General features: G+C 22.4%; 19 protein-coding genes. 8 read left to right on the plus strand and 11 right to left on the minus strand.

Annotated features, from left to right (window positions below; all coding sequences use genetic code 11):
* Window positions 1-96 precede the first annotated feature (96 nt).
* The 4 genes from N3A58_05700 to N3A58_05715 all read right to left on the minus strand — a co-directional run bounded on the left by N3A58_05700 (window position 97) and on the right by N3A58_05715 (window position 2,355).
* A complete protein-coding gene (locus tag N3A58_05700; GenBank protein MCX8058889.1) occupies window positions 97-375 on the minus strand; it encodes a hypothetical protein in 279 nt (92 codons plus the stop codon).
* 204 nt (window positions 376-579) lie between these two features.
* Window positions 580-1,428, minus strand: coding sequence for a polyprenyl synthetase family protein (locus tag N3A58_05705; protein MCX8058890.1), 849 nt, complete (start codon window positions 1,426-1,428; stop codon window positions 580-582).
* Between the two features lie 69 nt (window positions 1,429-1,497).
* Window positions 1,498-1,935, minus strand: coding sequence for a hypothetical protein (locus N3A58_05710; protein ID MCX8058891.1), 438 nt, complete (start codon window positions 1,933-1,935; stop codon window positions 1,498-1,500).
* A 237-nt stretch (window positions 1,936-2,172) separates the two neighbouring features.
* The gene (locus N3A58_05715; GenBank protein ID MCX8058892.1) at window positions 2,173-2,355 is read right to left on the minus strand and encodes a ribbon-helix-helix domain-containing protein; all 183 of its coding nucleotides are present in this window, start codon (window positions 2,353-2,355) and stop codon (window positions 2,173-2,175) included.
* 163 nt (window positions 2,356-2,518) lie between these two features.
* Between N3A58_05715 and N3A58_05720 the strand changes: the two genes are divergently transcribed.
* Entirely contained in the window at window positions 2,519-2,902 is a 384-nt protein-coding gene (locus N3A58_05720) for a hypothetical protein (GenBank protein ID MCX8058893.1), read from the plus strand.
* A gap of 105 nt (window positions 2,903-3,007) precedes the next feature.
* A complete protein-coding gene (locus N3A58_05725; GenBank protein MCX8058894.1) occupies window positions 3,008-5,536 on the plus strand; it encodes a U32 family peptidase in 2,529 nt (842 codons plus the stop codon).
* A gap of 86 nt (window positions 5,537-5,622) precedes the next feature.
* On the opposite strand, the gene N3A58_05730 is transcribed toward N3A58_05725, so the two are convergent.
* Window positions 5,623-6,057 carry a peptidylprolyl isomerase gene (locus N3A58_05730; protein ID MCX8058895.1) on the minus strand — a complete coding sequence of 145 codons (435 nt, stop codon included), beginning with the start codon at window positions 6,055-6,057 and terminating at the stop codon, window positions 5,623-5,625.
* Window positions 6,058-6,272: 215 nt separating this feature from the next.
* On the opposite strand from N3A58_05730, the gene N3A58_05735 reads away from it, so the two are divergent.
* The 5 genes from N3A58_05735 (at window position 6,273) to N3A58_05755 (ending at window position 11,150) form a co-directional block, all read left to right on the plus strand.
* Window positions 6,273-7,649 carry a CapA family protein gene (locus tag N3A58_05735; GenBank protein ID MCX8058896.1) on the plus strand — a complete coding sequence of 459 codons (1,377 nt, stop codon included), beginning with the start codon at window positions 6,273-6,275 and terminating at the stop codon, window positions 7,647-7,649.
* Between the two features lie 86 nt (window positions 7,650-7,735).
* On the plus strand, window positions 7,736-8,494 hold the full coding sequence (locus N3A58_05740) for a segregation/condensation protein A (GenBank protein ID MCX8058897.1): 759 nt from the start codon (window positions 7,736-7,738) through the stop codon (window positions 8,492-8,494).
* Between the two features lie 28 nt (window positions 8,495-8,522).
* Window positions 8,523-9,086, plus strand: a complete 564-nt coding sequence (gene scpB, locus N3A58_05745; protein MCX8058898.1) for an SMC-Scp complex subunit ScpB — start codon at window positions 8,523-8,525, stop codon at window positions 9,084-9,086.
* A 20-nt stretch (window positions 9,087-9,106) separates the two neighbouring features.
* The gene (locus tag N3A58_05750) at window positions 9,107-9,676 is read left to right on the plus strand and encodes an SIS domain-containing protein (GenBank protein MCX8058899.1); all 570 of its coding nucleotides are present in this window, start codon (window positions 9,107-9,109) and stop codon (window positions 9,674-9,676) included.
* 112 nt (window positions 9,677-9,788) lie between these two features.
* Window positions 9,789-11,150: a CBS domain-containing protein gene (locus N3A58_05755; protein MCX8058900.1), complete on the plus strand. Its 1,362-nt coding sequence runs from the start codon at window positions 9,789-9,791 to the stop codon at window positions 11,148-11,150.
* Here N3A58_05755 and N3A58_05760 read toward each other — a convergent pair.
* The 5 genes from N3A58_05760 to N3A58_05780 form a co-directional block, all read right to left on the minus strand.
* Window positions 11,147-12,046, minus strand: a complete 900-nt coding sequence (locus N3A58_05760; GenBank protein ID MCX8058901.1) for a sugar phosphate isomerase/epimerase — start codon at window positions 12,044-12,046, stop codon at window positions 11,147-11,149. The genes N3A58_05755 and N3A58_05760 overlap by 4 nt on opposite strands.
* Window positions 12,047-12,077: 31 nt before the next feature.
* The gene (locus N3A58_05765) at window positions 12,078-12,644 is read right to left on the minus strand and encodes a bifunctional adenosylcobinamide kinase/adenosylcobinamide-phosphate guanylyltransferase (protein ID MCX8058902.1); all 567 of its coding nucleotides are present in this window, start codon (window positions 12,642-12,644) and stop codon (window positions 12,078-12,080) included.
* A gap of 154 nt (window positions 12,645-12,798) precedes the next feature.
* Window positions 12,799-14,460: a glutamate formimidoyltransferase gene (ftcD, locus tag N3A58_05770; protein ID MCX8058903.1), complete on the minus strand. Its 1,662-nt coding sequence runs from the start codon at window positions 14,458-14,460 to the stop codon at window positions 12,799-12,801.
* 39 nt (window positions 14,461-14,499) lie between these two features.
* Window positions 14,500-15,552, minus strand: coding sequence for a patatin-like phospholipase family protein (locus tag N3A58_05775; protein MCX8058904.1), 1,053 nt, complete (start codon window positions 15,550-15,552; stop codon window positions 14,500-14,502).
* Window positions 15,553-15,581: 29 nt separating this feature from the next.
* Window positions 15,582-18,029, minus strand: a complete 2,448-nt coding sequence (locus N3A58_05780) for an RNA-binding transcriptional accessory protein (GenBank protein ID MCX8058905.1) — start codon at window positions 18,027-18,029, stop codon at window positions 15,582-15,584.
* A 137-nt stretch (window positions 18,030-18,166) separates the two neighbouring features.
* Here N3A58_05780 and N3A58_05785 point away from each other — a divergent pair, with 137 nt between their 5' ends.
* Window positions 18,167-20,029, plus strand: coding sequence for a tetratricopeptide repeat protein (locus N3A58_05785; GenBank protein MCX8058906.1), 1,863 nt, complete (start codon window positions 18,167-18,169; stop codon window positions 20,027-20,029).
* A 7-nt stretch (window positions 20,030-20,036) separates the two neighbouring features.
* Here the strand turns inward: N3A58_05785 and N3A58_05790 are convergent, their stop codons facing one another.
* Window positions 20,037-22,049, minus strand: coding sequence for a hypothetical protein (locus N3A58_05790; protein MCX8058907.1), 2,013 nt, complete (start codon window positions 22,047-22,049; stop codon window positions 20,037-20,039).
* Window positions 22,050-22,142 lie beyond the last annotated feature (93 nt).

The raw sequence follows: 22,142 nt of genomic DNA on the forward strand, positions 1-22,142 counted from the left end.
ATATATCTTAATAAACTTAATTTTTAATTTTATTTTATTAATTACTTTTTATTCATTAACTAAAGAAAAACTTGCTAAAATTATTAAAATAACAAATTATATTGTACCTTTATCCATATAATATTTTACTTTATCCTTAAGAATATCATATAAAGCAAGTTCTGTAATTTTTATCTTCTTCTGCTTAGTTAATTCTTTATATTCATCAGGAGTTGGTATATAAACGCAATCTTCATCATCCTCAATAAAATCTCTTCTTTCTCTATTTTCTATAACAATTGAATAAGCTCTTTTAAAACAAGCATGAGCTAATTCATATCTATTTCCATTAAAATCAATTATTTCTTTCAATGGAAAAAATTCCTCTTTATACATCTATCCCCCTTATAAAATAAGATTTTTATATTAAACAATTTAAATTTTAAAATTTATAAAATGAAAATTGATTTAATGTGAAAAAAATTTATACATTTTTTTTATTTTTTCAATATTTTTTACTATAAAAATTTTTTTTGATAAAAAAAATAAATTTATACAAATTCATTATATTATTAAAAAAGATTTATTTATAAATAAAAATTAAAAAAAATTTTTAACTAAATAATAAAAAAAATCATCAATCTTTATTATTTTTTTTTCAAGTCTTAAAAAAATGTCATTATATATCTCTTTAGTCTTTTCAAAACCAAAAACATTTAAATAGGATAATTCATCCTTTTTTACTTTTTCTTCATAATATTCATCCAAATCATCTTTTAATTGAAAGAGGACACCTAAATCAACTCCTATATTAAATTCTTTTATCCAACTTTTTAAATTTACTATCTTCCCAAATGCTAATGCTAAACCAAAAAATAAACCTGTTTTTTTCTTGTAAATATCTAAAATTTCCTTTTGATCTATACTAAAATTTCCTTTATTCTCAATATCTTTAATTTGCCCTTCTATTAGATATAATCCCGTATATTTAGAAAATATATTTATAAAATTCAATATCCCTTTTAAGTATTTTTTCTTAATGGTTTTGTTTTCAAAAAAACTTGTTAATAATTTAAAAGTATATATAGATAATGAATCTCCTGCTAATATAGCTGTTGATTCGTCAAATTCTATATGCAAAGACTTTTTCCCTCTTCTAAAATAATCATTATCAAGAGCAGGAAGATCATCATGTATAAGGGTAAATATCTGAAAAAATTCAAAAGCAACTGCTGATTTAATACATATTTCTTCTGGAATCATTTGAATTTTCCCACTTCTTAAAAGCAAAACACTTCTGATAAGTTTCCCTGGTGTTTCTAAGAAATATCTTATAGATCTATTAAATTTAGGATATAAACTTAAAGATTGAATATATTTTAATTCTTCATTTATACCATCAATAATTTTGTTCCTATAAGTATCAAATAATTTATTAAAATTATTCATTTTCTTAATCTCAATAAAATGTGCACCAAAATAAAATGTATATTAAGTACATAAAGTTAATTTTATTATTTAGTAATTAATTACTTCATCGATTTTACCATCAAAATTCAAATCTTTTTCGATTTTATAAATATAACCATCAGCTATATAAATCCATATATCTATCTTATTATCATTGTTTGAATCTATCTCTTCTTTAACTAATTTTCCATTTTCATAGTATAGAAAATCATCAAATATTCCATCATAATTTGTATCAAGTTCAACTTTCTGCAAAATGGGACCTTTATCTGAATTTACATATATATATATTGAATCTATCTTACCATCATAATTAACATCTATCTCTACTCTATATACAAATCCATTTTGAACATAAACAATCCTATCAATTTTACCATCTTTATTTGTATCATACTCTAATATTTCTGCATAAATTGAATAAAAAAATATAAAAATTAATAAAAAAAAGAAAATAATAGTTGTCTTTCTAATTTTATTTAACATTATACTTTCCCTATTATTAATTTTATTTATCATATAATTATTTTCGATTGATAATAAAAACTTTTAAATAACTAAAAAATACAATATTTGATTTTTCTATTAATTATTTAGAAATATGAAGAAATTTTGACCTTTTATAATTAATTAAGAAATATTATTCATAAATTAATTAAAGAATTTTAGATATTAAAAAGTAATAAATTGGTTAAAATTTAATATATCTTTTGAGAAAAATTGTTAATAATTTTGTTTTCTACTATCTTTATCTTTCAATTTTGCAAGTTTATATTCTTTAATCATTCTATCACAAGCTTCATTAACAGCTTCTTCCCGTGAGATAAAATATCCTTCTTTTATCATCTCATCAATTTCTTCTAATAATATATTTGAAATTTCAATTGATGTAGTATGACTTTTCACATTTCCTCCTTAATAAAATTAATATTTAATTTTTTTATTATTAGTTTTCTGTTAAAAAAATTTTAATATACATTAGATTATTGTCAATAATGATTTGATTTATATTTCCTATTTTGTATTGACAAAAAAGAAAACTTTGTTTATTTTACTTTTGGAGCAGAAAATGATTAAAAAGAAAAAAAATAGTAAGAAGACATTAACTTTTGAAAGAAAAAAAAATTCAGTTAAACTTGAATTTTTAAATTCTTTTGAATTACCTGATCTACTAGATTTAACTTTAAGCTTATTTGTTATTTCCCTAAATAATATTAGGGAAGAAATAATGAATCCTTCAAATAAAAATGACAAAAATAAAGAATCAATTGCATTTTTCCTTAAACAGATTATTGATATCATAGACAATGATTTTCAAAATATTAACAATATTAAGATTATGAAAAGACCTCATATTTTCGAAGGATCAAAACTTTCTGAAAAAGAAATAGAAATGGCTGAAACTTTTTCTTCGATTTTTAATGAGAAAAAAAAGAACTATTTTGGAGAATAAAATACATTAAAAATTTTTTTATTTTTATTAATTATTTATTGATAAAATTAATCACAAAATATTTAGCTTTAATTAATTCTAAATTATTCAGAAAATAATATAATTATGAAAAATAATTTTGAAATTTTACTGCCAGCTGGAAGCTTTGAGTCTGCTATTTATTCAATAGAAGGAGGGGCTGATGCTTTATATTTAGGACTTTACTCTTTTTCCGCAAGAAAATTTGCAAAAAATTTCTCCTTCATTGAACTTAGAAAATTATTAAATATAGCTATCAAAAAGAAAATTAAGATTTATTTAACTATAAATACTTTAATATTAAATAATGAAATAGAAAAACTTTTATTTATTCTTTATTATCTCTCATTTTTTAAAATAGATGCTATAATATTTCAAGATTTTGCAATTCCAGAATTATGTGAAGAATTTAATTTTAATTTTCCTTTGCATGCTTCAACCCAACTTGCTTGCAATAACTCTTTTGGGGCTTTATTTCTAGAAAAATATTATAAATATATTGAAAAGATAATTCTACCAAGAGAATTTACTTTAGATAATACAGAATCTTTTATAAAAAACTATTCTATTAACTCCAATTATAAAAGATTATTTTTTGAAATATTTATTCACGGGGCATTATGTTACTCTTTTTCAGGACTCTGCCTTGCTTCTGGAGTTTTAACAGGTAGATCAGGTAATAGAGGAGAATGCGCTCAAATATGTAGAAATTTTTTTTACGAAAAAAACAAAAAAATTTATCCATTTTCTTTAGTCGATCTTTTTTATGGAGAAAAAATAAATAAAATAGTAAATAATAATAAAATAAATAAATTTATAAAATCTTTTAAAATTGAAGGAAGAATGAAATCCCCAGAATATTGTTACTGGAGTTCTAAATTATATAAAAGTATATTAAACGATGAAGCTAATAAAAAAGTAGACGATTTAGAGTTATTAAAAAGAAATTTATCTTTAACATTTTTAAGAGAATATGGTACACCTTACATCAATGATAAGAATGGGCACAATTCAATAAATATTAATTATCCATTTCACAAAGGATATTACATTGGAAAATTAATAAAAAAAAGTTCTTCCTCATTCTCCTTTTATACAAAATATCCTATTTCCATAAATGATGGTTTTTTAATTTTTAACAAAAAAAATAACAATTACATAATCATCTCTGTTGAAAATTTACAGAAAGTAAATGGGGAAAATATTAAATTTACCAATGGAAATGAAGAAGTAATAGTTTATTCAAAAAAGCTAGTAGGATTTAATCTTGAAGACAAATTTAATGAACTTTATCATTTAAGCTCAAGATTTTTAGATTTAAAAAAGATTAAACATCAATCATTCAAAGATGAAGAAAAAATTAATACAAATATAAATTTAACTATAAATTTCTCAAATGAAAAAAATAAAATTTTATTAAATATAAAAATATGTGGTTACCTTAAATCAATTTACTACAAAAATATAGATTTTAACTTTAATTATAGAATAGAGTTTAATGAATTAAACCAAAAAGAACAAGAAATAAAAGAAAAAGAAATAGATTTAAAAGAAAAAAAGGATTTGCAACTAAAGAAAAAGATAGAAGAAATATTTAAAAAAAGCCATAAATCTATTTTTAAAATTGAAAATATCTTAATTGAGTTAAATTCAAACAACAATTTTATCTGCTTTATTCCACCAAATTTAATAAAAAAGTTAAAAAGAACTTTTTATAAAGATTTAACATTAAGTTTTATAAACCATTTCAAATTAAATTTTAAAACTAAAATTAAAAATATTTTTGAAAATAAAAAGTATTTAATAGATAGTTTAAATTCTATATTAATATTTAAAAACGAAAAATTAAATCAAATAAATGATTTAATCCAAAATAGTAATTTTTTAGAATTTATTAATAATAGAGAACATTTAAATCCTAAAAATACTTTTTTTAACAATAAAATTCCATTTTTTGACCCTTGCACCAATGATGAACTGATATCTGAATCAACTCAAAATTTTTGTAGTTCTATCAAGAAATTAGAAATAGAGTTAATAAAAAATTACAACATTTATTTTATACCACTAAAACCTACAATTTATGAAGATGAATTTTATTATTTTAATATCTTAGAAAACATAATTCACTATTTTAACATTAATCAAAATGACAAAGTAGAAAACCTTTTTTTTATAGGAATATCTAACATAGGTCAAATACTACCTCTTGAAAATCTATTAATTAAACTGCAAGAAAAAGAAAATATAAAAAATATATATTTTTTTATAGATTTCTATTTTTATTCAACCAATACTTTTAATTTAAACTTAATAGATAAAATAAATAAAACCTTAAAAGAAAAAATTTTATTTGTTTATCCATACATAGAATATAATTTTATAATTAATAAAAATAATAAAATATCAAAAAACCAATTTTATAAAAAAGATTATATTCCGCTTTTTTATTCTAAAAATTGCTTTTTAAGAAATATTATATATAAAAACATTTGTCCTAATAATTGTGCTAAAAAATATAAATATAGTTTAATCCAAAATAAAACAAAATTTGAAGTTATGGTTAATAATTGTACTACTTATCTCTTCTTAGATGAAAGTTTAAATAATAATTAAATTTCTTTTTCAGAAAAAAATTTTCTTTTTTAAAAATTAAATCCTATTTAGTTCAGATTAATAAAATAATTATAGATAACTTAGAATTAATTTATTTTAACAATTTCAACTTCAAAAACAAGGTCTTTCCCTGCCATTGGATGATTAGCATCAAGAACTACTTTATCTTCTCCTATTTCAACTACAGTAACATATAGAGTTTCTTCTTTATCATTTTCAAGTGTTAAAACAGTTCCTATTTCATATTCTATATCTTCAGATATTGAGTTTTTATCAATAGAGAATTTTAAATCCTCTCGATAGTCACCGTAAGCATCATTATGAGAAACCTCAAATCTTTTCTTCTCACCAACTTTCATCCCAACAATATTATTTTCAAATCCAGGTATTACCTGCCCTCCACCTACTATAAACTCAAAAGGTTCATTTCTTTCTCTTGAAGAATCAAATATAGTACCATCTTTAAAGGATCCCACATAATGCAGCAAAACTTTATCTCCTATTTTAACTTTATCTTCCATCTTTTTCCCTTTAATTTAATATACCAATAAAATATAATATAAATTTTATTAAAATCAAAATAAATTTTTATAATACTTTCAATAAATATATTTAAAAACTAACTTTTTGAAATAAACTTTTAAAAATGATCAAATTATAATATAATATACTAAACAAAATACTAAATTAAAATATAAAACTATTAATTATTACATTAAAAAAGATTAAAAACAAAATGAGATACAAAAAATTACCATTTATAATATGTACTTTTTTTATTAATCTTTTATTATTGTTTTTCTCTTTCAACAATGAAAATGAAATATCATTTATTTTTTGTGGTGATTTTATTCCTCATGATTTTATTAGAAACTATGCTAATAATTTTGGTTACAAATTTTTATTTAACGAATTTTTACAAGAAATAAATAGTAATTTATCTTTTATAAATAGTATTAATGATAATTTATGTATATTTTATAATCTAGAAACCCCAATTCTTTCAAAAATGAAACCTTTTAAAAGTTTTATTTTTTCTGAAGAAAAAAGATTACCATCAGAACTTGCTGATGTAAATTTTCAATTTATTTCAATTGCAAATAATCATATACTTGACTGGGGATATGAAGGTTTTTTAGAAACTTATGATATTTTAAATTTTTTAAAAAAAGAAAAAAATATAAAATATTCCGGTTATCTTATTAAAAATAAAAACCAACAATTTTTTGATATACAAGACAAAATCACAAATTTTCTTAATGATATTGTTTTTTATAACTTTGAATCCTTTGAAAATAATGGTATCAAAATATGTTTTATATCAATAACATTATTAATGAATAATTTGAAAGAATGGTTTATATATGAAAAAAAACTTTATTTAAATGAAAATATTAATTTAATACCATCTTTCATCCCAATAATTAATTTTGCAAATTTATTAAGCAACCGAAATAAATATCTCTTGTTATTAGTTAATCAAATAAAAAAGCTAAAAGAATACTATGATATTTTAATAGTTGGTATCCATTGGGGTAATGAATATGAAGAAACCCCTCAACAATACCAAATAGAACTTTCAAAAATATTAATAGAAAATGGAGTAGATATTATATGGGGACATCATTCACATATACCAGGGAAAATAATGATTTATAAGGATAAAATTGTAATATTTTCGAATGGCAATCTCCTTTCAGGTCAAGCTAGATCTCTAAATTACAACGATAAAAATAAAATTCATAAAAACTATTTTTATACTAAATCTATACCTTTTTTTGTAATTACACTAAAAGTAAATTTTAAAAATAATATTAATCAAAAAAATTATAATAGATTTTTAAAAATTAAGAGTATTAAAGTTTTTCCTTTCTACCAACTTAATAGCAGTAAAAATTTATCAATTAAATTAATTAACTCTATAAAAGAAAATTACAACTTATCTATAAATGAAAAAGAGAATTTACAAAAATCTAAAGAATTTATTAAAAAACAATTTTTTAATTATCTATTATTTCCAAATGAAAATATGAATAATGAAAATAGTTCATTCTTTGAAATAAAAAAAATAGAAGAAGAAACATATTATGAACTTTTATTTATTTATAAATAAAATAGATATAAATTTGACTATTTTTAAATATAAATTAATTTATTGAAAACTATATAAGTTTATAATTAATAAAATAATAAAAAATTATGGATATAATAGAAAATGATAAAAATGAAAAATATAATATAAACTTACCTATATTTAGTGGCCCTCTAGATCTTTTATTATTTCTAATTAAATCACAAGAAATAAATATTTATGATATACCTATTTCTAAAATTACAGAACAATTTGTGAATTATTTACAATATTTGAACAAACTTAACATAGAAATTTCATCAGAATTTATTTTAATGCTTTCAGAACTTATTTATATTAAAACAAAATCTTTATTGCCAGTTAGGGAAGATTCCCAAGATGATCAATTTCTTGAAAACTTAGAAGACCCAAGAAAAGAACTCGTGGAAAAATTACTTGAATATAAAAAGTACTCTCAAGCATTAGAAATTGTAGATCAAAAAAGTAATGAAATTCCTATATTTTATGGGAATAAAAATATTCTTTTTGATATCCATGAAGAAGGGGAATGGAAACCTCTTTCTGTTCTTGAGATAGTTAAAAGTTTTTCAGAAGTTTTAATAAAATACAATAAAGAAGAAAAAACATATCTTGTTAAAACAACATTATTTACAGTAGAAGATAAAATTAATTTAATTAAACAAAAACTCCAAAATAAAAATGAATTTTTTTTAGAAGAATTAATAGAATCTAAAGAATTTGATAAAATTGAGTTTATATGTATATTTTTAGCAATATTGGAAATGGTTAAATTAGGCTTTATTAGACTATTTCAAAACAATATTTTCGGTGAAATTAAAATAGTAAAGTTAAAGTTTGAATTATAAAAAAAATAATCAATTTTAAATTATATTTATGTTGTTTGAAAAAGAGACATTAGAAAAACTTAAAAGGTTATTTGAGGCAACATTAATTTATAAATCAACACCAGTAAATATAGAAGAATTATCAAAAACCTTTAACATTTCATTCGAAACTGCTCTTGAGGTTATGTCAGAACTAAAAAAAGATTATCTTGTTCGAGATGGTGGTATACTTATACACAATAGAGGTTTTAATTATTTTTTTGTCATTAATCCTAAAATAAAAACAGAATTTATAGATTATCATAAGATTAGGAACTATGATAAATATAAGCTTACACAATCTCAGAAAGAGGTACTTTCACTTATAGCATACAAACAACCAATCACTAAAATCGAAATTGATGACTTGAGAGGGAGCGATTCATCAAATCAGATAAAAAAACTCTTAGAACTTGAGCTAATTAAAATATCTGGTAAAAAAGATACTCCTGGAAAACCTTCTTTATACTCAACAACTGAAAACTTTCTTAAAATGCTTGGTATTTCTAGTTTAGATGAACTACCTGATATTAAAGATCTTGATTTTGAAAATAAATTTTTTGATGAAAATTAAAAAAACTTAAAGGAAATAATATGGAAAATAAACTTTTAGCTCATATAAAAAAACTAAATAACTTCTTTTTTTCAACTGATTTTCTTATTTGGGATCAACAGATTGAGTCACTTGCAAAAATGATTATTTCAAAGGATGAAGAAGGTAAAAAAGTTTTGATATGTGGGAATGGGGGATCGGCTGCTGATGCCCAGCATTTAACTGCTGAACTTTTAGTAAAGTTCGAGAAAAACAGAAAACCTTTAAGAGCAATTTCTTTAACAACTGATACTTCAGTATTGACTGCATGTTCAAATGATTTTTCTTTTGAAGAAATATTTTCAAGACAAATTGAAGCTCTTGGAACTCCTGGAGATATATTGATAACTTTTTCCACTTCTGGTAATTCAAAAAATATTATCAATGCTGTTAATAAAGGAAAAGAACTAAAATTATTTACCTTTTCTTTTTTAGGAAAAAATGGTGGGCAAGTAAAGAACATAGTTGACCAGTCTATTATTGTGCCTTTAGAAGATACTTATCTTATTCAAGAAGTTCATACTATACTATACCATACTTTATGTTCTTACATAGAAGATTTAATAAAATAAATCTTTAAAATTTTTCATTAAAATTTATTTTTAAAATAATATAAAAATAATTTAATTTGAATTTAATTAAAAATTATATTAGAATTTGTTTAAAGATAAAGTAATCATCATTATGAACATTATTATTGGTCATTCTAACATGGATATGGATTGTCTTGGATCAATGATTCTTGCAAAGTATTTATACCCAGATTATATGTTAGTCCGAAGTAATCTTATACACCCAGTAGCAAGGAATTTATATAATCTTTATCAATATAGATTTAATATGATTTCTACAAAAGATCTTAGAAATAAAGAAATAGAAAATGTTGTTATAGTTGATACAAGATCTTCCTCAAGATTAAAAGAATATTTTGAAATTATAAAAAAAATTAATGGAAAAATTGAAATATATGATCATCATCCAGCAGATACATTTGACATTGATGGGGCTATCTTGTATGAGGACAAAGTTGGATCAAATACCTCTTTAATTGGTAAGTTTTTACTTCAGAAAAATATTCCCATTGAGCCTGAGGATGCATCAATAGCTTTAGCTGGGATATATGCAGACACTGGAAACTTTACAAATGAAAATGTTACAGAATTAGATTTTCAAGTTGCTTCTTATTTAATGAAATTTAAACCATCCATCAATCTTGTAAAAATTTTTCTTAAAACTTTAAAAGAAGATTACCAGATATCTTTAATTCATGAACTATTAAATAGTTTGATATATAAAAAAGTAAAAGGACAACAGATCATTTTCAGTCTTCTTAATCTTGATAAACAAGTACCAGGATTAGCAGCTGTTGTCGAAAAAGTCTTTGAAATTGAAGCTCCTGATGCTATTTTTTGTGTCTTCTATTTTAATACAGAAAATGAATCTTTAATTATTGCAAGAAGTAATGCGTATTCAATAAATGTAAAAAGTGTAATGGAAGTTTTTGGTGGTTCTGGACATAAACATGCTGCAAGTGCTACTTTAAAAAAGGCAAAAGGAAACGAAATTCTTCAAAAACTCATGAAATTTGTATTTAAATGTAATATTCAATCTCTTTCTGCTTCAGATATAATGACCAAAGATGTAAAATATATATATTCTAATTGGACTGTTTTACAAGCATCAATTTTTCTCGAAAAAATAAATCATACAGGGGCTCCTGTTTTAGATGAAGCAAATAATCTTGTAGGTTTTTTAACTTTAAAAGATATTATGAAAGCAAGAAAAATAAATAATATGCATTCACCTGTATCTGCTTATATGTCTAAAAAGTTAATAACTATAAATAAAAATTCTAGTTTAAGGGAGATAGAAAACCTATTTTACCAATATGATATAGGACATCTTCCTGTAGTTGAAAATATAAATGGAAAAATAGAGTTAATAGGGATTATTACAAGAACTGATTATTTAAATATTATTAAAGAAGAAAAAAAGGAAGTACAAATAATTGAACAAAATATTAAATCTATAGAAAAACTAAATTAATAATCTTTATAAAAGAGTTTTTCTTTTAAAATTAAATTTAATAAACCAAAAAGGTCATTTTTATTAAAAACTTCCAAATTAAATACTATTTGATTTTTTAACTTATTATTCGGATATTCATTTTTTGTATAGATCCTTTTTAATGGTAAAGTATTATATATTTCAAAACTATTGCTTAAGTCGGAACAATTTTTTAAATCACAATTGTTTAATATTAATTTTTTAATAAACTTAATAAAATCATACTTTACCTCTTTAAATATTTCATCATCAAACATTGAGTGATCTTTTCCATTTTTTATTCCGTGGAAATGGATCTCTTTTACTCTTGATAAATCTATTTTATTCTCATTTAAATATTCCTCTATAGTCAATTTTTTTAAATAAATATGTCCTACATCTAAACATAAACCAAATTTTTCAAAATCTTTTGAATTAACAAAAGAAAAATCTCTATTTGCTAAATTTTCAATTAATAAATTCTCTATGTTTAAATTATTTTTCTCAATAAATTTTTTCAATTCTTTAAGGTAATTATAAAATATATTTAAATATTCAAAGTTTTGATCCCCTGGTGAATGAATAATTATGTTAGAAATATCTAAATTTTTTAATATATTAAGCAGTTCAATTATATTTGAAAAGTTAGAAATAATATCATCGGGTAAATGAATAGAAAAATAAAAAATACCATTATAATTTAATATTTCTTTGATCTCTTGTTGAATTAGTTTTAAAGTTTCATAATCGATAAAATAGAATAACAATTCAATATTATTAATATTAATTTGCTCTATATTTTTATATATATATTTAATATTTTCTAAGTATGTCCCAGGAATAATATATGAAGGGCATGATAATAGAATATTTTCAAAAAATCTAAAGTTTTTCAAAAATTATTTCCTTAATAAACTCATTTAAATTTTATTTAATTCTAAGAGGTATACCACTTATCATAAAATACACTTCATCTGAAAAAGAAGCCAACTTTTTATTTATAGTACCTAGTAAATGATTGTATCTTCTCGTTAAATTATCATTTGGAATATTTCCGAGGTTAACTTCATTTGTAACTATTATTAATTCATTTGATAATGAACTCTCTTTTCTCCTTTCTTTTAAATTTAGTATATTATCAATTTTTTCAAAAGCTTTTATTTCTACTTTTTCGAAATCATTTGTATTATAAAATAAATTATTTAACCAAATTGTAATACAATCTAAAATAATAATCGATTTTGATGGAATATTTACAATTATTTCATCTATATTTATGGGTTCTTCAAACAAGATAAGGTTTTTAATATTATAATTTTTTCTCTCTTCTTTATGTTTCTGAATTTTTTCTTCCATTTCATTGTCAAAAGGAATAAGAGTTGCTACAAAATAAGCAGTATATTTCTCAAATTCTTTTAACCTATCTTGCAATTTTATTAAAGCATAAGAACTTTTACCAGATTTTATTCCACCTGTAATTAATATAAACTTCATAAATAATATAATTTTTAATTTTTTCTAATAAAAATAAATTAATGAGTAAAAACAGTATTATTATATGATATATTTAATGTTTATATTATTAATATTTGTTTTTATCTGTTTTTTATTATTTTAATTTATTATAATTAATATTTTGAAAAAAAATTTATACATTTTTTAAAAGAATATCTTCTATTTCTTTCAATTTTTTTTCAAGATAAGGTAAACTATTATTGAGTATAGATTTTGTTGTATTAACAATATCTTTTTTAAAAGATTCATCTTTTAATTCTTTAAAATTGATAAGAATATTATAGTAAGCCCCTTTAATAGCAGAAATACAGTTTAATATTCCAACAGCTATGTCTGAAATAGCATTTTTATTACCTATTTCAGCCATTCTTAATAAAATTGGAACAATCTCATTACAATACTGCATAACTTTTAACGGGATGATAATAGCTCCTTTTATAGCATCTTGAATAGCATTTTCTTTATTTGTAATCTCTTCTTTTGTCTTATCTGGTAGTTTAAAAGCATTCATCAAATGATTAAATGCTTCTGTATCTTCATTTATTAAAGAAATTAAGTTATCTTTTATTTTAAATGATTCATAAGCTAATTTCTCAGCCTCTTCCCAAAAATCTTTATAATCTTTTTTCTTAAAAGTTAAATTCCCAACCATGGATGATAATGCTGCAGCTAACGAACCAGTAAGAGCTGAAACAGAACCACCCCCCGGTGCTGGTGAACTTGATCCAAGTTCATCTGTAAATTTTTCTATAGTCATTTTTGTTAATGAGTCTTTTTTATTAATTAGCCTTTCAATAATTTTTTTATCTGGATCAAATTTTGCAACTTCAGAAAGACCAAGAGAATAAATTGCAATATCGATTATTTCATCTTCACTAACTGCCCTTGATTCCCCTTGCTTCTTTAAATAATAAAGACCTGCTTCTATAATAGCATCTTTGGGAACTAATCCAACTATTTCAGAACCTGTAATCTCAACCCCTATCTTTTGAGCTTCCTCCTTTGCTGCTTCAAAAGCATGGTGAATATTAGTAACATGATAATTCGTTAAATTAATTGATATTTGAGCTCTTTTATAATCTTCTACATACCAACCTATAGCTTTACATTCCTTTAATTTTCCAGGAATATTAATTTTATTTCCATTTTCATCTTTTATAGTTTTCCCCATTTCTCTTATTTCTTTTGCTATAGTATTTGCAAGATTTTTATTTTTAGAATTAATATTTATATTATAAGCTATTAAGAAATCTCTAGCTCCAATAACTGTTGCCCCACTCCTTTTTACTTTTTCATTAAAAATAGCTGGACCAAAATCTGGAGTCCATTCCGGATCTTTTAATTTTTCCTGTAGACCTTCATATTCCCCCATTCTAATATTTGCTAAGTTTTTTCTTTCAGGTTTTGTAGCAGCGTACTCATAAAGATAAACTGGAATCCCTATCAACTCCCCTACCATTTTACCCAAAGTTTTTGCTAAATGAATACAATCTTCCATAGAAATATTTGCAACAGGCACAAATGGGCAAACATCACATGCTCCGATTCTAGGATGAGCACCTTTATGTTTACTCATATCTATAAGTTCAGTTCCTACTTTAATAGCATTAAAAGCAGCATTTAAAACATTTTCTGGTTCACCAACAAAAGTATATACTGTTCTATTTGTATCATACCCAGAATCAACATCTAACAGAGTAACTCCATTTGTATTTTTTATAGCATTAGCTATTCTATCAATTATTTCTTTATTTCTGCCTTCAGAAAAATTGGGTACACACTCAACAATTCTCATAATCCCTCCAAAAAATTAAATTATTAATTAATAAATCTATTATAACTTTGTTAATTTTTTTAATCTTAAAAATGAATAATATTTTTCAATCGGATTTTTAATATCTTTTAGTTTTTCTTCAATTTTATATATAACAGATTTATAAAAATAATATAGAGATTTTTTGAAAGATTCAAAACCAAGTTTTACAAAATCCGCATAATTTTCAAATTCATCCCAATCATAGTCTTTATGTATTGGATTAAAAACAAAATCAGCATATGTTCTATCTACAAAAGATTTATTTTGAATAGAAATATCAAGAGTTCTCAAAATTATATCAAAAAAAGAATCTATTTTCTGATAATCTTTTAATAAAAGAGGTGAAGATAAATCTGAAACAATAAAATAGTATTTTTTCTCATCCAATTGAAGTTTATTTTTCAAAGGCAATAGTGGCAAATTTCCAGAAACAAAACCATCTACATAATAAGAGTCTTCAACTTGAACTAAAGGAAATATCCCTGGAATTGCTGAAGAAGCCAAAACATTTAGAGGTAAATCTCCCTCCCCAAATAATTTAGGTTTACCTTTAATAAAATCTGTTGCACATGAGTAAAATCTTATTTTTAAGTCTTCATATTTTATATTATTAAATAAAATTTTATAAAGAGAATATACCTCATCAAAATCAATAAAATAACTTTTTAAAATAGCTTTAGTAAATAGGAAACTTCTTTTTATAAAAGAAGAAAGTTTATAAAATTTGGAACTATTTTTTGAAATAAAATACTTTTTAGAAAACAATTTATACTCTTTAGACCGAATAAAATTTAAAAGATGAATAAAAGCTGTTTCAGAATCTTGATAATAACTATAAAGAGCTCCTACAATTGCTCCTGATGAACTACCAACTACTATTTTAGGACATATGCCAAACATCTCAAGACTTTTTAATATTCCAAAATGAGAAAATCCTTTAGCAGCTCCTCCGGACAATACATAAACAAAATATGGGAAATAATTTCTCAATATTTTATCTTTTTTTATTTTGGCTATATTATCAATAAGAAGTTTTTCTTCTTGAGAAAAAATTGTTTTTGAAAGCTTCATTATAGTTTCAATAAATCTATCCTTAAAAATTACTTTTCAATTTTTATATTTTTAAACAAGTCCCCAAGAGTAACCTTTGTTGAATCACTTTTCTTATCTAAAATATTTTTTTCTTTATTGTCAATTTTTTTATTTCCAATATCCCTATTTTCCTTTTTTTTAATTACTTCAAAGTTAGAACTTTTCTCTTTGAATTCTAAATCCTTCATGCTAAGTGAAACCCTTCCTCTTTCTTTGTCAATATCAATAACTATAACATCAACAATTTGGCCAACATGTACTTTAGATAAAGGATCATCTACAAATTTGTCACATATCTGGGATATATGAACTAGTGCATCATTTTTAAGCCCTATATCAACAAAAGCTCCAAACTTTGTTACATTTCTAACTGTTCCTTTTAATTTCATCCCCACTTTAAGATCTTCTATTTTTGTTATATCCTCTTTTAAAATAGGAGGGATTATATCTTCCCTAGGATCTCTTCCAGGTTTTTTCAAATCTTCAATAATATCATTTATTGTTTCTATACCTTTTCCATATTTTTTTGCTATTTCTTCTTTTATTGGTAAAGTTAACTCAACATTTTCTTTTTGAAGCTTTAATATTTCAAGAGCTATTTGATAAGATTCTGGATGTACCCATGAATTATCAAGAAAATTATTCGATTCAGGAATTCTTAAAAAACCTGCTGCTTGTTCAAAAGTTTTTATTCCAAAACCTGGTACCTTTAATAAATCTTCTCTTGATTTAAAAGGACCATTCTTCTTTCTCCATTCAACTATAGCTTTTGCTATGTTAGAAGAAATACCAGAAACATATTTAAGAAGGGAAATTGAAGCTGTATTTAATAAAACCCCAACCTTATTTACACACATCTCTACTACTTCATCAAGTTTTTCTGATAAAATTTTTTGATTAACATCGTGCTGATATTGGCCAACACCTAAAGATTTAGGATCTATCTTTACAAATTCTGATAAGGGATCCAAAACTCTTCTTCCTATAGAAATTGCTCCCCTTATGGTTACATCTAAATCTGGAAATTCTTCTCTTGCAATATCAGAAGCAGAGTATACAGAAGCTCCTGTTTCTGCAACTATTATATATTTGCAATTAAGATTATTTTCTTTAATAGCTTTTGCAACTATTGATTCAACTTCTCTTGAAGCTGTTCCATTACCAATTGCAATTAGTTCTATATTATATTGCTCAACTAATTCAACTATTTTACTTATAGATTCATTTTCATTTTCTTGATAAATTATACTTTTATCAACAAAATCACCATAAGAATTTAAAATAGCAATTTTTGAACCAGTCCTTATTCCAGGGTCGATTGCGAGAATTTTCCTATTTTTTAATGGTGGTGTCATTAAAAGATTTTCAAGATTTTTAGAAAAAACATCTATTGCTTCTTTTTCTGCCCTTTCTGTCAATTCATTTCTAACAAGATTTTCAATAGAAGAAAATAAAGATTTTTTATATCCATCAAGACATGCTTGCCTCAAATATTTATTTTCAATACATTCCTCTTTTATTTTATAAATATTATAACACTCCTCGAAAGCTGCATCATCATTAATCACAATCTTAACAATTAATTTATCTTTTTTCTCCCCTCTATTTATTGCAAGAATTCTATGATTTTTTATCGTTTTTACTGGTTCTTTATAATCTTTATACATATCAAATTCATCAATTTCTTCAGGGGTTTTTTTCTTTATATTAAATTCACCCTGGTTAAAAATTAAGTTCTTAAGAGTATTTCTAACTTCAAAATAATTTGAAAACTCCTCCATAATTATATAAGATGCAAATTTAATTGCATCCTCTGCACTTTTTATACCTTTTTCTGGATCAATAAATTCATTAGCATAAATAAAAGGATCTGATTCCTTTTTTATCTTTATTGCTAATGGTTCAAGTCCAAGTTCTTTAGCTAACATACCTTTTGTTTTTTTCTTTGGTTTAAAAGGAAGATATAACTCTTCAACAACTGAAATTTTATCAGCATCAAGTATTTTTTTTTCAAGTTCACTATTTAATTTTCCTTGAGTTAAGATAGAAGATAAAACCTCTTTTTTTCTTTGATATAAAGACTTTAAGTATTTATATTTATGATCAATTTCCCTTATTATTACTTCATCAAGTGATCCTGTCATCTCTTTCCTATACCTAGCTATAAATGGTATTGTGTTATCATTATTTAATAAATTTATGGTATTTTTTACTTGATATTGTTTTAAATTTAATTCTTGACTTATTATTTTATCATAAGCTGGCTCCTCTAACGGATATTCTTTTTTTTCTACTTTCTGATCAAATGTTTCTAATATTAAATTCGAATTCTCATTTTTCTTGTATTCATCAATATTGTTATTATTTTCTTCTATAAATTGAGATGAATTATTTAAGGCATTTTCTTTTTTAATCCTAATTTTTAATTTTTTCTTTTCATTTTTATTTTCAACCATAATAACAACCCTTTTAAAAAATTATAAAAAGCCTGAAAAAATTGAAAAATATAAAAAATATTTGTCAAGTAATAAGTTGAAAAAGATTAAATTTAATTTAAATTAATTAAAATTATTTTTAATAAATTTTTATATTAATGAAAATTATTAAATTAAAAAAACATCCTTATTTTTATTTTGTTTTAAACCTATTTTTATCTATTTTTATTTTTACTTTACTTATACTAATGGTTAAAACAAATTTTATTTTTGCTCAAGAAGAACTCCCTTTTAATGAAGATAATAACTTTTATGATATCTCTGAAGCAGAACTTGTTGCTAAAGCTTCAGAATATGTGGATAAGGGCAATATTTCAGAAGGTTTAAAATTACTACTTGAGGGTTTTAAAAAGTTTAGAAAATCAAGAGTTATACCTAAAAAACTTGGAGAAATTTTTTATTCTCAAGAACTTTACCCTTTAGCCTTAAAATATTTCAAAATTGCAAATAAGAGAGGAGATAAAAGTCACTATTTATTATCAATGATTGCTGATACTTATGCATATATGAATGAGGATAAAAAAGCTATAGAATGGTTCGAAAAATCTTTTGCTCAATATCTGTATCAACCATACAATTTTTATTCTTATATTTGGATATTATTAAAACTTGAATTGTTCGATCTTGCAAAACAGAAAATTGATCAACATTACAATTATTTTTCAGGATTTTCTTACCTTGATTCAGCTTTAGCAGTTTTATATGCTAATCTTGGTGAATACGAAAAGAGTAAATACTACTATAAAAAGGTTTTAAACTTTCCCGGAAGCTACCAAGGAACTATTTACTATAATTGGGGAATTCTCGAATACACATTTTATAATTACAATGAAGCATACTCACTATTTATGAAAACATATACAAATTCTGATATGCCTGAAGCTTTTTTAGCTCTTGGAGAAATCTATTATGCAAATTTAAACTTTGACCTTGCTAATTCTCTATTCATTGGAGGTCTTGAAAAATTACAAGCACCCTTAATTCTATATAACCTTTTTGAACTTAATAGGCTTAGAGGTTTTCATGAAAAAGCACTAGAATATGGAAAAAAAATTATCAATTACAATAATGAAAGTTGGATATATAAATATAATCTTAATAAAAATGAACATCTTGCTAATCATTATGAATTTTTATATGAGTATGCTACTTTTAAAATAAAATATGAAAAAAAATTTTTTACATTTAATTTTTTAAGTAAATTAAAAAATACTTTAAATATTATCTTTTCTCACATTCAAAAGAAATACTTTGACATTATGAAAAAATATTATAATATCAAAGTTTTAAAAAAGTACAATTTTGATTATGCTTTTATAGAATATTACAAAAGATTAATAAAAATATATGATTGGAATAAATACTTTTACTTAAAATTTTTAGAGAAACTAGATCAATATTATAAAAAATATTATGGAAATAAAACTGGAACAATTCCCTATCTCTATTTAGAATATGCTAAAAAATTTAATGATTTTAAAATTTTTAAAAAATATGAAAAAATCTTTTTAGAAAACTATGATAAGAATTATGAGAGAAATTTATATTTAAACTATCTCTTATTCAAAGTAGATATTAGTTATAAAAACAAAGACTATGTAAATTATTTCAATTCGATTCTTGAAATTTTAAAAATTAACCCGGATTCTATAAAAAATATTAATGTACCAATAGTTGGGAAAGTTCAATTTTTTAATTTGTCAAAGAAAGAAATCAAGATATTTAAAAGTTATTTAAGAAAGAAGAACTTTTTAATATTTGAAAAATTAAATTATTCAAAATATATGAAAAATATCGATATAAACATAATTTTTATTATTAACATTGAAAAAATTGATGATAATAATTACCTAATATATTTAATTAATCCATTTGAGTCATACAAGCTAAAAATAAATTATAAAAATATTTCTAAAGATAATATAGATATAATTAAAATATTTAATCCTTATTATGAATAAAAACAAATTAAATAAAAGATTCCTCCAAATCTGGATCATTTCCAGAAAGATCTGTTTTTTCAAGCCTAAATTCAAAAGCTTTTAAAAAATAGTAAGATTGAACAAAAATATAAATAACTTTCTTATTATTATTCTTTTTATGTCCTGATAATCTTTCATCAAGCTTAATTAATTCTTCATAATTATCAATAAATCTAAATTGCCTATCTTTATAATCTATAATAACTTTAGTTATAGGAAGTAATAAATTTTGAATTGCATTCAATATATTATCTCTAATTGTTTTATTAAGGGTATTTTTTTGAGCAATTAACCTTGTTTTATATAGAGAATTTGAATCTGGAGTTTCTTTAACTCTTTTTAAAATATCAAGATAAGTTTCAAAATCTTTTATTTCAATTGTTAATTTATCAATAGCATTATTTATCATTGCTTTTATATCAATCTTTTTATGCTCAACAAAATCAAGTTTATATTGAATATCTTTTGCAAGTAAAAAAATTGAATACTCTTCAATAAACTCTTTAAGAAATATATAAGTTGGTAATAATTTATCATTTCTTGAAAGATAGGGAATTATAGGTTCAAGATGTATATAGTTATCCCAATTATTCTTTATGTACTCAACAAGTTGATCCATTATTATAAATCCTTTTTTTACATCATCTGGTATTTTTAGTTCTTCTTTCTTTTCAATATCTTCCTTTACTAACACTTTTTTGTTTTGATCAAATTCTTTTAGCCTTTCTTTAAGTTTTTGTTCTTCTTCTTTTATTTTATTATAAAAATAACCAGCTTTCTCCTCATTTGTAAGTTTAATTATATGTATAAAATCTGGATTATTAAGAGAAAAATATTTATTTATATTAATACAATAGATAATTGAGAATTTTTTTATAGCTGTCTTTGTTATAAAATAGATACCATCTATTATATCTTCTTTTACTAATGAAGTTGAAAAATTACTTTTATAAAGATCAAATGCTAACAATAAAGAATTAATGCAGAGATTTTCATTTTGATAAATAAAATAGATTTTTCTAAAATAAGCATAAAATTTTTGAGCTAAAGAATCTGGTAAAATTAAGTATTGAGTAGAAAGTAAATAATTTTGAAAATCATTCAAAAACTCTTCATTAATTAATTGATTGAAATGAAATAACATATCAATAACCAAAGGATCATAAGCATCAGAAAGAAGTTTTGCTTTAATTTTGGAAGATTGAATGCATGACCTAACAAAATAACCGATATTAGATATTAAATTAATGTAATAAGGTAAAAAATATATTAAAAATTTTGGATTAAGTAAAGTTGGATTAAACTGAGAAACATTTAATGTAAACCCATTTATTGATAAAAGAATTCTATCAATAAATGATGGGGTAAATTTTTCTGGAAGTTCAGTTATTGCTAAAGTAGTTTTTAATTGATCACTCTTATAATTAATATCATCTACTTTTTCATTTATTTTTTGAGAAGATTTAGAAGAATCAGAATTTTTATTTTTATTAGAACCAATTTTTGATTTTATTTTTTCATTATAATGCTCAAGTTTTTTTTTAATATAATCAGCTTTTTGTTTTATTTTATCAATAGAATCTATTTCTTTTTTTGTTTTTACCTTTTTATTTTCCAAATTAAAATCTTTTTTTAATCGCTTATCTTTTAACTTCTTACTTTCTAATTTTTGATCTTTGTCTTCCTTAGTTTTTTCATTATATTTCTTAGAATCTTTAACTTGAGTAACTTTTCCTTTTGTTTGACCTTCAACTATCTTTTTACCATCTATCCATAATTCTTTATCAGCTGGTTTTCCAGAAGAAGCTTTACTAGTAGTTTTTTTAAGCAGTTCTAAATATTCAAGCTTACTATCTTTGCCATATTTCTTTTCAAAAATAGAATAATCTATCTTACCACCAGCTTTCTTAAAATCATCCATTAACTTTTTTTTTGTTTTATCATCAAGGTTATCAATATTTAGCTTCTTTCTTAAAATATCATACTGATCTTCTTTCATCACTACCAATTATAATTTCTTATTTTGATATTTCAAATAAAAAATAATTATACTTATTTATCAGCTAAACACAATTTCAAAAAAAAAAATAAA

This window comes from Spirochaetota bacterium, from assembly GCA_026415295.1.
Lineage (GTDB): Bacteria > Spirochaetota > JAAYUW01 > JAAYUW01 > JAOAHJ01 > JAOAHJ01.

What these genes read in the sequence shown, in the direction of transcription:
- N3A58_05700 (MCX8058889.1), bottom strand. Translation starts at nt 375, where the DNA reads ATGTATAAAGAGGAATTTTTTCCATTGAAAGAAATAATTGATTTTAAT.
- N3A58_05705 (MCX8058890.1), bottom strand. Translation starts at nt 1,428, where the DNA reads ATGAATAATTTTAATAAATTATTTGATACTTATAGGAACAAAATTATT.
- N3A58_05725 (MCX8058894.1), top strand. Translation starts at nt 3,008, where the DNA reads ATGAAAAATAATTTTGAAATTTTACTGCCAGCTGGAAGCTTTGAGTCT.
- scpB (MCX8058898.1), top strand. Translation starts at nt 8,523, where the DNA reads ATGTTGTTTGAAAAAGAGACATTAGAAAAACTTAAAAGGTTATTTGAG.
- N3A58_05775 (MCX8058904.1), bottom strand. Translation starts at nt 15,552, where the DNA reads ATGAAGCTTTCAAAAACAATTTTTTCTCAAGAAGAAAAACTTCTTATT.
- N3A58_05755 (MCX8058900.1), top strand. Translation starts at nt 9,789, where the DNA reads ATGAACATTATTATTGGTCATTCTAACATGGATATGGATTGTCTTGGA.
- N3A58_05765 (MCX8058902.1), bottom strand. Translation starts at nt 12,644, where the DNA reads ATGAAGTTTATATTAATTACAGGTGGAATAAAATCTGGTAAAAGTTCT.
- N3A58_05730 (MCX8058895.1), bottom strand. Translation starts at nt 6,057, where the DNA reads ATGGAAGATAAAGTTAAAATAGGAGATAAAGTTTTGCTGCATTATGTG.
- N3A58_05740 (MCX8058897.1), top strand. Translation starts at nt 7,736, where the DNA reads ATGGATATAATAGAAAATGATAAAAATGAAAAATATAATATAAACTTA.
- N3A58_05790 (MCX8058907.1), bottom strand. Translation starts at nt 22,049, where the DNA reads ATGAAAGAAGATCAGTATGATATTTTAAGAAAGAAGCTAAATATTGAT.
- N3A58_05720 (MCX8058893.1), top strand. Translation starts at nt 2,519, where the DNA reads ATGATTAAAAAGAAAAAAAATAGTAAGAAGACATTAACTTTTGAAAGA.
- ftcD (MCX8058903.1), bottom strand. Translation starts at nt 14,460, where the DNA reads ATGAGAATTGTTGAGTGTGTACCCAATTTTTCTGAAGGCAGAAATAAA.
- N3A58_05710 (MCX8058891.1), bottom strand. Translation starts at nt 1,935, where the DNA reads ATGTTAAATAAAATTAGAAAGACAACTATTATTTTCTTTTTTTTATTA.
- N3A58_05785 (MCX8058906.1), top strand. Translation starts at nt 18,167, where the DNA reads ATGAAAATTATTAAATTAAAAAAACATCCTTATTTTTATTTTGTTTTA.
- N3A58_05735 (MCX8058896.1), top strand. Translation starts at nt 6,273, where the DNA reads ATGAGATACAAAAAATTACCATTTATAATATGTACTTTTTTTATTAAT.
- N3A58_05750 (MCX8058899.1), top strand. Translation starts at nt 9,107, where the DNA reads ATGGAAAATAAACTTTTAGCTCATATAAAAAAACTAAATAACTTCTTT.
- N3A58_05780 (MCX8058905.1), bottom strand. Translation starts at nt 18,029, where the DNA reads ATGGTTGAAAATAAAAATGAAAAGAAAAAATTAAAAATTAGGATTAAA.